Source organism: Paenibacillus sp. Aloe-11, assembly GCF_000245715.1.
GTDB lineage: Bacteria > Bacillota > Bacilli > Paenibacillales > Paenibacillaceae > Paenibacillus > Paenibacillus kribbensis.
The window spans coordinates 140,722-149,457 of the sequence record NZ_JH601081.1; the positions used below are offsets into that span (position 1 = coordinate 140,722).

An 8,736-nucleotide genomic window follows, 5' to 3' on the forward strand; every position below is an offset into this window, starting at 1 on the left:
TTGCTTTACGACATGATTCTATCACCGACCATTGACAGCTATATGGCAACAATTCAGAATGAAAATAAAAAGGTTGATGCTACATGAAAATTGACCGACTGGTTTCTATTATTATGGTTCTACTTGAACGTAAAAGAATAAGCGCAAAGTCTCTATCTGACATGTTTGAGGTTTCACTTCGAACCATCTATAGAGATATTGAGACCATCAACATGGCGGGTATACCTATCGTATCGGCTCCTGGCGTGAACGGCGGATTCCGTATCATGGACGAATATAAAGTGGATAAAAAAGTGTTCACACCAGCCGATATTACAACACTCCTGATGGGGCTTGGAAGCATTTCACCCATGCTGACCCGCGAACAGATGTTAGGCACACTTGCCAAAGTCAAAAGCCTCATGCCAACAGAGCAGGCTCACGAAATAGAACTGAAATCAAGTCAAATCATGATCGACCTCAAGCCTTGGATGGGCAATGTAAATTTGCAGGTGTTTTTAGAAATGATTAAAACTGCTCTTCAAAAACACTCTCTTCTATCCTTCCAGTATTCCGACCGCAAAGGCCAAATGAGTACCCGCAGGATTGAACCATACAAGCTCGCTTTAAAGGAAAATCATTGGTATGTTCAAGGTTTTTGCCTTCACAAGCAGGACTTTCGTTTATTCAAATTATCCCGCATATCCCAGCTGGAAGTTCTGGATGAGACCTTTACACGTAGGGAATTACCTGAGTCGATCTCCGAATTTACCAGTATCATGTCTCAAAAGCAGAGACCCATCCAGTTGCTGATTCACGAATCCCTTAGAGATCGGATGCTGGATTATTGCAGCAGCGAACATATCACGCCCCATGGAGATAATCACTTCATGGTTCATTTTCCATTTATCGCTGATGATTTCGGCTACAATCTTCTACTCAGTTTCGGTGACCAATGTGAATGCCTGGAGCCGCCGGACGTAAGGGAAGAAATGATCCGTAGAATTGAAAGAATGTCCCAACGATATGAGCGGAGGCAAGAGCAATCCCGATAAATAGCATGATCCAATTACGATTCCTTTTCATCAGCTGTATCTCTCATTCTTCACTCCGCCCGTTCAGCCACTTGAACCAGTGGAGCAAATGACTGAACCGGTATTCATGCTGGGAAGCATACGTCCATACCTCCGGCTCTTCACCGGGCTCCTTCCAGACGAGCATGGAAAAGTGACCTGCCTCCTCATTGGCAACCATCCTAATACGATCAGCAGCCACTTAAGTTCAGCGTCAAAGAAAATCCCGATCATCTCAATTGGCTTCATACGATGATTTCTTTGGTTTAACAACATAAAATTCAATTCCACTAGGAATCTTTCGTTCTTTTTTCATATCCCGCTATTTTTGCACTAGAACCAACAATAGTGAATTAGAATAATGACATAATACTTGCTAGGACAGTAAGTACACCTATAACAATGATAAATAGATTGCTCTTTTTCCCTCTGTATTTAGCTAGTACTGGTACTTTACGGATCGCATACATTGGTAATAGACATAAGATAGCAGCAACTAACGGACCGCTAAGGGCATCAATGATTCCAAGAATACTTGGATTTGCATAAGCAACATACCAGCATGTTAATACGACAAAAGCAAGGATCATTGTCTTAACTGTTTTTTCTTCTATATCTTTTCCGCGGGTTTTACTGAACTTGATAATCATGTCACGCATTACCTCATATGCTCCTATATAATGGCCAAGGAAGGACTTTGTTATAGCCATAAAAGCAATGATAGGAGCTACAATAGTGATTAGAGGAGAATTAAGCTCATTAGCAAGATATGATAGAATTGACAAGTTTTGTTCTTTCGCCATTATAAGATCATTTGGAGTCAAACTCAAGGCACTGCTCCAAACAAAGAACATAACAACAGCGAATGTCATGATATAACAAACTTTTTGTATTTGAGCACATTTGGCATCAGTAGCTAATATTCCATATGTAGCTCTCTGTTTCGTAACAAATGACGAAATAATAGGAGAATGATTAAACGAGAATACTATGATTGGCAGTACCATCCATATAACCCCAAAATATCCTGTCCCTGTTGGAGCAGTAGAAACACTTGAAAAACTAAGCATTGACATATTCCACTGTGGAATCAAAGATATTGCGATAAAAAGTAGAGAAGCTATGAAAGGATATACTAGCATGCTCATTATCTTTACAGTAATATCTTGACCAAAATTTAGTATAGCTATAAGACCGAGTACTAATACAAGCGATAAAATGGCCCTTGAAGGCTCCTTCATGTGTAATTGATTCACGATAAAACTACTTGCAGTATTTGTAAGTGCAACCGAATACATCAGCACAATAGTATAAATTGAGCAGAAATATACTATGTTAAAAATTATACTTGCCTTATTTCCGAAATACTCTCTTATTGTACCTGTAATCCCCTCATTAGCAGAATTGGAAGCGTTTATCATTTTAGCAAGCGCCCTATGTGAAAAATACATAACAGGAAATGCAAGTATGGTAATTAACAGTAATGATAATAAACCACCTGAACCTGCATTAATAGGTAAAAAGAGTACTCCTGCTCCAATTGCTGTTCCAAAAAGGCTCAATGCCCAGGTAGTATCCTGTTTATGCCACTTTTTAGGTTCTGGATATTTCTCATTTTTTACTGCAGTATTTTCAGCTTGAAATTCTATTTTTTTTGCAGTATTCCCATTCATATAATAATTCCTCCTTGTTAGTCATCAACCTGATGGATTTGTTAGCGTTTACAAAACATTTTAATTGTATAGTAGTATATTTTAGTGCTAATGGCTCTCATTATAAAGACATCCTTAGGAGAACAATAGAGAATAAAATTGTTAACTATTTTGCAATATTTCCAATAACTGTTTATTGTTTTAATTGGATTTCTCCAAAAATTTTACTTTTAATAGTAATCCCTGTAGGCGTGGCCGCAATTCCGCCTAAACCTGTCTCTCTTAATTCGCGAGGCATCTGTCTTCCAACTCTATACATCGCTTCAATAGCTTCGTCAGCATTGATGATATTGTCTACGCTGGCTAATGCGATGTCCGCTGCTACTAAAGCATTTGCCGTTCCAATGGCGTTTCTCTTTACACAAGGAATTTCTACCAAACCAGCGACCGGATCACAAACTAAACCGAGTAAATTTTGTAATGCGGTTGAGAAAGCTTCAGAAGATTGCTGTGGCGTTCCTCCGGCAGCTTCTACCGCTGCTGCAGCCGCCATTGCTGAGGCACTGCCTACTTCAGCTTGACATCCTCCGTACGCTCCGGAAATACAAGCTTTATTTGCGACTATCATTCCAAATAAAGCTGAAGTGAATAGAAAATGGACCATATCTTCATGACTTAACTGCAACGTTTCTTTAATACTAAATAGGACTCCCGGGATCGTCCCACTCGCACCTGCTGTTGGAGTTGCACAAATAACCCCTAATGAAGCATTTACTTCATTAACACCGATCGCATTTTGAACCCCTAACACCATCAAATCTCCAGAAAGAGTTTTTCCATTTTCTCGATATTTTTTTATTTTAACAGCATCACCTCCGGTTAAACCGGTCGGAGAAAATACCCCGTCACCCTCAATACTTTTATTTATGGAATTTTCCATAGTCACTAAATTTTTTTCCATTTTATTCCGAATTTCTTCATAAGATTTTTTAGTTTGTTCGATTTCCTGTTCGATTGCTAATTCATAAATTGGCTTTTGCCTTTTATTAGCTGCATCTACAATTTCTTTTATGGTCATATACATATTTTCTCAACCCCTAATGTAACTAAAGAATAATGATATTAGCTATGCTGCTTAAACTTCCCAATTCCTTCTGAACATCATCAGGCAATAGCGAATCCAAAGCGAATGCATATAAATATTTTCCGTTTTCTTCTAAAATATGATAGTTGTTAATTTCCACATCATATTGTTTAAAGATCCTGCGTAAAACAAATTCAAAGTCAGCTCTTTCGGAAATCGCAATAATAACTGGCAATGGCCCCTGCAGATCTAAGCTAAATCCGTCAATTTCAACATGTTTGACTTCAATTAATCCGCCGCCGACCGAAATACCCATCGTTCTAATACTTCGACTTTCATTCTCTAAATATATATCTGCCGTATTTGGATAACCAGCAGGACTATCACCTGCTTTTTCAATAAAGGTAATGTCAATTCCTTTAGATTCTGCTATTTTAATAGCATCTGGCACTTTGCTGTCATCGGCAGCAAATCCTAATATCCCAGCAATAATTGCAAAGTCAGTTCCGTGTCCTTTATGGGTTTCAGCAAATGACTCATAATACCTTACCACGATTTTTTTTGGAAGACCCTGAAATAATTTGCTGGCAACTGTTCCAATAGCTAAAGCACCTGCAGTATGTGAACTTGAAGGACCTATCATTATCGGCCCAATCACATCAAAACAACTTTTGTATTTAACAACCTTTTTTTCTTCAATAGATATTACATTCATGTTCATATAAGCCCCCCCATAATTTATTATTTCTCAACTTTCTCACCCCAAAAAAACCTTGTAATCACTTACCAGAGTCAAAGCTTCTTACGTTTTATTTGATAGTTGGTTTAGCTTTCCAGTAACCATCTTGAAGGTTCTGGAATCCTGCCGGCATTTTCTTCTCGATATACTTTACCAGGAACGCCACTAGATACCTGGCGCCCTTGCCGGTGCCGCATGCCCATTCCGGCGCATGCGGCACCGGCAAGGGCGCCCATAGCCTTCATGTATACGTTTTCTTGTTGTTGATTAGAAAATTAGTCTTCCCCTTGATTGTTGTTATAATTTCTTAAATGCAAGTAAACCGTGTGCTTTGAGATCTTAAGGGCATTGGAAACGATAGCCACGGAATCGCGCATTTGAAAGACGCCGCGTTCTAAGAGCAGCCTGATAATTTCTTTATTCCGATTATGATGCGGGATCTCTTGGGAAGCGTCGACCTCGTGAATCGTCGTTTCTATGGTGTTCTTCAGCAAATCCTCCACTGAGTTAGCGAAATTCTCTTTCACATTGTTTTCAGGGGATAGGAGTTGATTCGGCGAAAAGGTGTTAAGAAAGTTTGATAGGGAACCGTCAAGATTCATGTTGATGCACAACAAGGCGATAATTTTATTATCCTTACCCCGAATAGCGATGGTGCTGGACTTCATTAGCTGGCCGTTTTTTCCGCGGGTGAAGTAGCTTTTGGATTGTTTAGCGCCTGAATTCTCAAGCTCCTTAAGCATACGCAAGGCCAAGTCGGTAATAGGAGCGCCTACCTTTCTTCCAGAGTGGTGACCGTTGGCGATTACGACTGCGGACTGATTATAATCGTGCAAGCTATGTAGAACGACTTCGCATTCCGATCCTAAGTAGTCCGCAATGCCATAAACCAGAGCTTCATAAGACTTTATAATCAGGTGATCCTCGTCTGTAAAAGATAAGTATGACATCGTATAAGGATTACCTCCCTCCTTGGATAATAACCTGAAAGTTGAGTTAATCAAATTTATTTAATTCAATCAACTCGTCGTAATTGTATACAAAAAAGTTGATTCCTGCAAGAGGCTTCACAACACTGTCAATATCTTTTTGTCCTGCAAAAAGCCTTGGGAACCCCTAAGCTTATAAATCCTTTAATGTAAAAAAAACAAGACATACAGCTCATGCTGTATGCCCTGTTCTCAGCCACTTGATGCGGCTGCTGTTACATGGATCTTTGTGGGTTTACCGCGTATCTCTTATGATATCCTCCATTCTCTCTGTACGGATAAATTCTATTCTCATCAATTAGCATAGCGTAGTAGAAAGATGTGTTACGGGAAATATGTTGGCGGACTTTTGATCACGCTTGCATCAGCCTTCAAACATTTTAGCAACCAAGGATCAGAAGGATGAAATAACCTAATAGGAAATTCTTTTGCTTCCTCGCTATAGTGGATGCCTGTTCATTCTTCACTCCGCCCGTTCAGCCACTTGAACCAATGGAGCAAATGACTGAACCGGTACTCATGCTGGGAAGCATACGTCCATACCTCCGGCTCCTCACCGGGCTCCTTCCAGACGAGCATGGAAAAGTGACCTTCCTCCTCATTGGCAACCGACAGCAGCGAAAGACGGTCATCCCCGAATCGGTAGGGAGCCGATTCTACCCAGTAATTCCGCATATCGCTGATCCAGCCGCGGAATTGCTCTGTACGTGCGATCCGCAGAACTTCATCAGGCAGGAGCAGATGCTCGTCGATGTCCTTCCAATCCCCCGCATATCGGTACCGCGCTGCCAGCAGTGGACTGAGTGGCCGGGTTTTACCGGGGGCTAACGTAGGCATGCACTCGACGGGAACGACCGGACCGATGCTCTGGATTGCATAGGAGCGGGCATCCACCTCACTCATTCCACAGGACATAGCCTCCGTGATAAATTCGTTCCGTCGTGTACCAAACTGATGCCGATACTGTGACATTTCATCCTGCAACTCCAATACCATCCCTTGTAATGCATCTGTTCCGATCATTCTCAAGCACCTCTCATTCCAAAATATAGTCTTGCAGCTCCTGCTGCGCTCGATACTTAGCCCAATTGAACGCAGGCCACGCCGTTTCTTCCCTTGCCATGCTCATCAGACGCCCTTGCAGGTACTCATCCATCGTACCGTGTTCCTTGCGGCTAAATTCAATCAGTAACGGAATGGCATCCGCCGATAATCCACTCAAATATTCCTTATCTATCACTGATGTCGTGCGATACCGCTCAAGATTATTTTCGGCAATACGTACATCAATCCCCACATAATTCACGACGACATAAGCCACCAGCGCGAGTACAATATAATATTTGGCTAGCGGCAACTGGCGGATATGAATACGCACGGCTGCAATGAGCAACAGCAAGCCCAGAAAAATCATAAACGCGTGTACCAGATAGCGGGTGTACGTATAGCCGTATGCCTCTTCATACATGACCAGCCGGGTATATCCCGAATAGAGCATCACACCCGAGCAGCCAACGAGTATATAGAGCAGACCACTGTTGATTTTTTGCAATATGCTTGAGCTGAATTCAGTCCACTTCAACACACTGATCATCAACACAAAATTGATACCTGTTACCATGACCAGCTCCCCGAATCCCCTTCTTGCATATTCTGCATACGAGGTTCCTGCGGGTAAAGCGCCTTCCCATGCACCAAACAAATACCCAAACTGCAGCACTACAAACACTACATACACCAGATTCATGACGATCAGCACGGTAGCCGTGATCACCGGATCAAACTTAATTGCTACCGGCTCGTAGTCAGGGATTCTTGGTCTGTCAATAACCACTGAACAATGACCATCGTACTCGCTGGTTTGACCATTCGCACCCTCGTTCAGGCCGTGCCACGATTGAACTTCTCTCACTGTATCACGCGGGGCAGGGTGCACGAACCCCCACAAATAACAGAAAAAACAGAAGGTAAAAAAGCAGGTCCAGATCAGCCGCAGCATCCCGCTCCCAAAGGACCACGTGCCAATCCATGCAGGTATGCCGGATAACAGCTCCTCAAACATCCCGTCTGCCGAAGCCAGCAAGGATACAATGATGAACAGTAACGGCAAGGCGATGAGCAAACCAATCATCACTTTGCCCAGTACACGCTTACGCTCATCCTTCACATTGCGAAAGGCTGCCCTCTTGAACATCCGAAATGGAGTCGCGATATGGCGCATATTTTGATAAAACCAATGGCTTAACGCCTGACCGATCATGCCGGGCTCCGACCAGTCATGTCTCTTCTCTCCGAACAGCAGCACCATATGTACGCTAATCAGAGCGGGTATAGCCAGCGCATTCAACACATATAGAACCGGGTTATTGAACAGTGCATACGTCAATGCCAGCATGATAATGATGACAGACAGCAGACGCCCTATCCATGAACCGGGCTGGATGCGATCTCGATTGAAGACATACATATAGGCGTAAAACACAATGACAAAAACAGGCATAGACACGCCCAGCCCATGTCCGTAAAACAGATATTGATGAACCAGCGCGAGCACAATCGCGCCAGCAAAGGCGGACAAAAACGACGCTTCCGGCAGAGCTGTTCCACTCATCTTGTCATCCATGGTAAATACCTCCACAAATATGCTTTATAACCCTTATTGTAGATGATAAAATAAGAAGATAAAGAGAAAATAATTGAAACAAAATTTCCTATTTTATATAAGCGGCTGCGCTTTAATCATGTATAGAAGAAACGGAGCGACTATGAATGAAACTTCATGCCCAATTTTTGCAGCTTCACTCCCACACCGCTGACGACAAAGACGAGGATCATACCGTAGAGACTACGCTGGATGAGCTGGCGGCTATTTTTGACTGCACCCACCGCAATGCCTTGATGATCGTTCAGAAAATGGAGCAGCATGACTGGATTCAATGGACTCCCCGCCGCGGCCGGGGCCGTCGCTCCAGCCTGCGCTTTCTGATTCAGCCGGAAGACATTGCTGTACAGTCCATGATGCAGGCCATTGACCGCCATGACATCAAGCGTGCGCTGGATGAAATCCGGGCTCATTCGCGCTCCTCCACGATGCAGGAGCATTTGCAGGGCTGGCTGCTGAATTACTTCGGCCATCACGCAGAGGTCCGCAGCGATCAGCAGCAGATCGACACGCTGCGTCTGCCTATTCGCCAGCAACTCTATACGCTGGACCCGCTCT

At 42.9% G+C, this 8,736-nt stretch carries 9 protein-coding genes; 2 read left to right on the top strand and 7 right to left on the bottom strand.

Going from position 1 to position 8,736, the window contains the following annotated elements:
* The first annotated feature begins 83 nt into the window (after nt 1–83).
* Nucleotides 84–1,034 carry a helix-turn-helix transcriptional regulator gene (locus WG8_RS24825; protein WP_007433048.1) on the top strand — a complete coding sequence of 317 codons (951 nt, stop codon included), beginning with the start codon at nt 84–86 and terminating at the stop codon, nt 1,032–1,034.
* Nucleotides 1,035–1,077: 43 nt separating this feature from the next.
* Here the strand turns inward: WG8_RS24825 and WG8_RS29380 are convergent, their stop codons facing one another.
* The 7 genes from WG8_RS29380 to WG8_RS24855 form a co-directional block, all read right to left on the bottom strand.
* Complete coding sequence (locus WG8_RS29380; protein WP_007433049.1) at nt 1,078–1,200, bottom strand: hypothetical protein; 123 nt, start codon at nt 1,198–1,200, stop codon at nt 1,078–1,080.
* Between the two features lie 205 nt (nt 1,201–1,405).
* A complete protein-coding gene (locus WG8_RS24830) occupies nt 1,406–2,725 on the bottom strand; it encodes an aromatic amino acid transport family protein (protein WP_043891399.1) in 1,320 nt (439 codons plus the stop codon).
* Nucleotides 2,726–2,897: 172 nt separating this feature from the next.
* Nucleotides 2,898–3,788, bottom strand: coding sequence for an L-serine ammonia-lyase, iron-sulfur-dependent, subunit alpha (gene sdaAA / locus WG8_RS24835; RefSeq protein WP_007433050.1), 891 nt, complete (start codon nt 3,786–3,788; stop codon nt 2,898–2,900).
* Nucleotides 3,789–3,810: 22 nt separating this feature from the next.
* The gene (locus tag WG8_RS24840) at nt 3,811–4,509 is read right to left on the bottom strand and encodes a serine dehydratase beta chain (RefSeq protein ID WP_043891400.1); all 699 of its coding nucleotides are present in this window, start codon (nt 4,507–4,509) and stop codon (nt 3,811–3,813) included.
* A gap of 293 nt (nt 4,510–4,802) precedes the next feature.
* Nucleotides 4,803–5,477, bottom strand: a complete 675-nt coding sequence (locus tag WG8_RS24845) for a helix-turn-helix transcriptional regulator (RefSeq protein WP_007433053.1) — start codon at nt 5,475–5,477, stop codon at nt 4,803–4,805.
* Nucleotides 5,478–5,972: 495 nt separating this feature from the next.
* Nucleotides 5,973–6,539, bottom strand: coding sequence for a hypothetical protein (locus tag WG8_RS24850; RefSeq protein ID WP_007433054.1), 567 nt, complete (start codon nt 6,537–6,539; stop codon nt 5,973–5,975).
* A gap of 13 nt (nt 6,540–6,552) precedes the next feature.
* Nucleotides 6,553–8,139: a DUF4153 domain-containing protein gene (locus tag WG8_RS24855; protein ID WP_007433055.1), complete on the bottom strand. Its 1,587-nt coding sequence runs from the start codon at nt 8,137–8,139 to the stop codon at nt 6,553–6,555.
* A gap of 146 nt (nt 8,140–8,285) precedes the next feature.
* On the opposite strand from WG8_RS24855, the gene WG8_RS29220 reads away from it, so the two are divergent.
* Nucleotides 8,286–8,736 (top strand): SgrR family transcriptional regulator (locus WG8_RS29220; protein WP_007433056.1); only part of this gene is annotated, 451 nt, incomplete at its 3' end.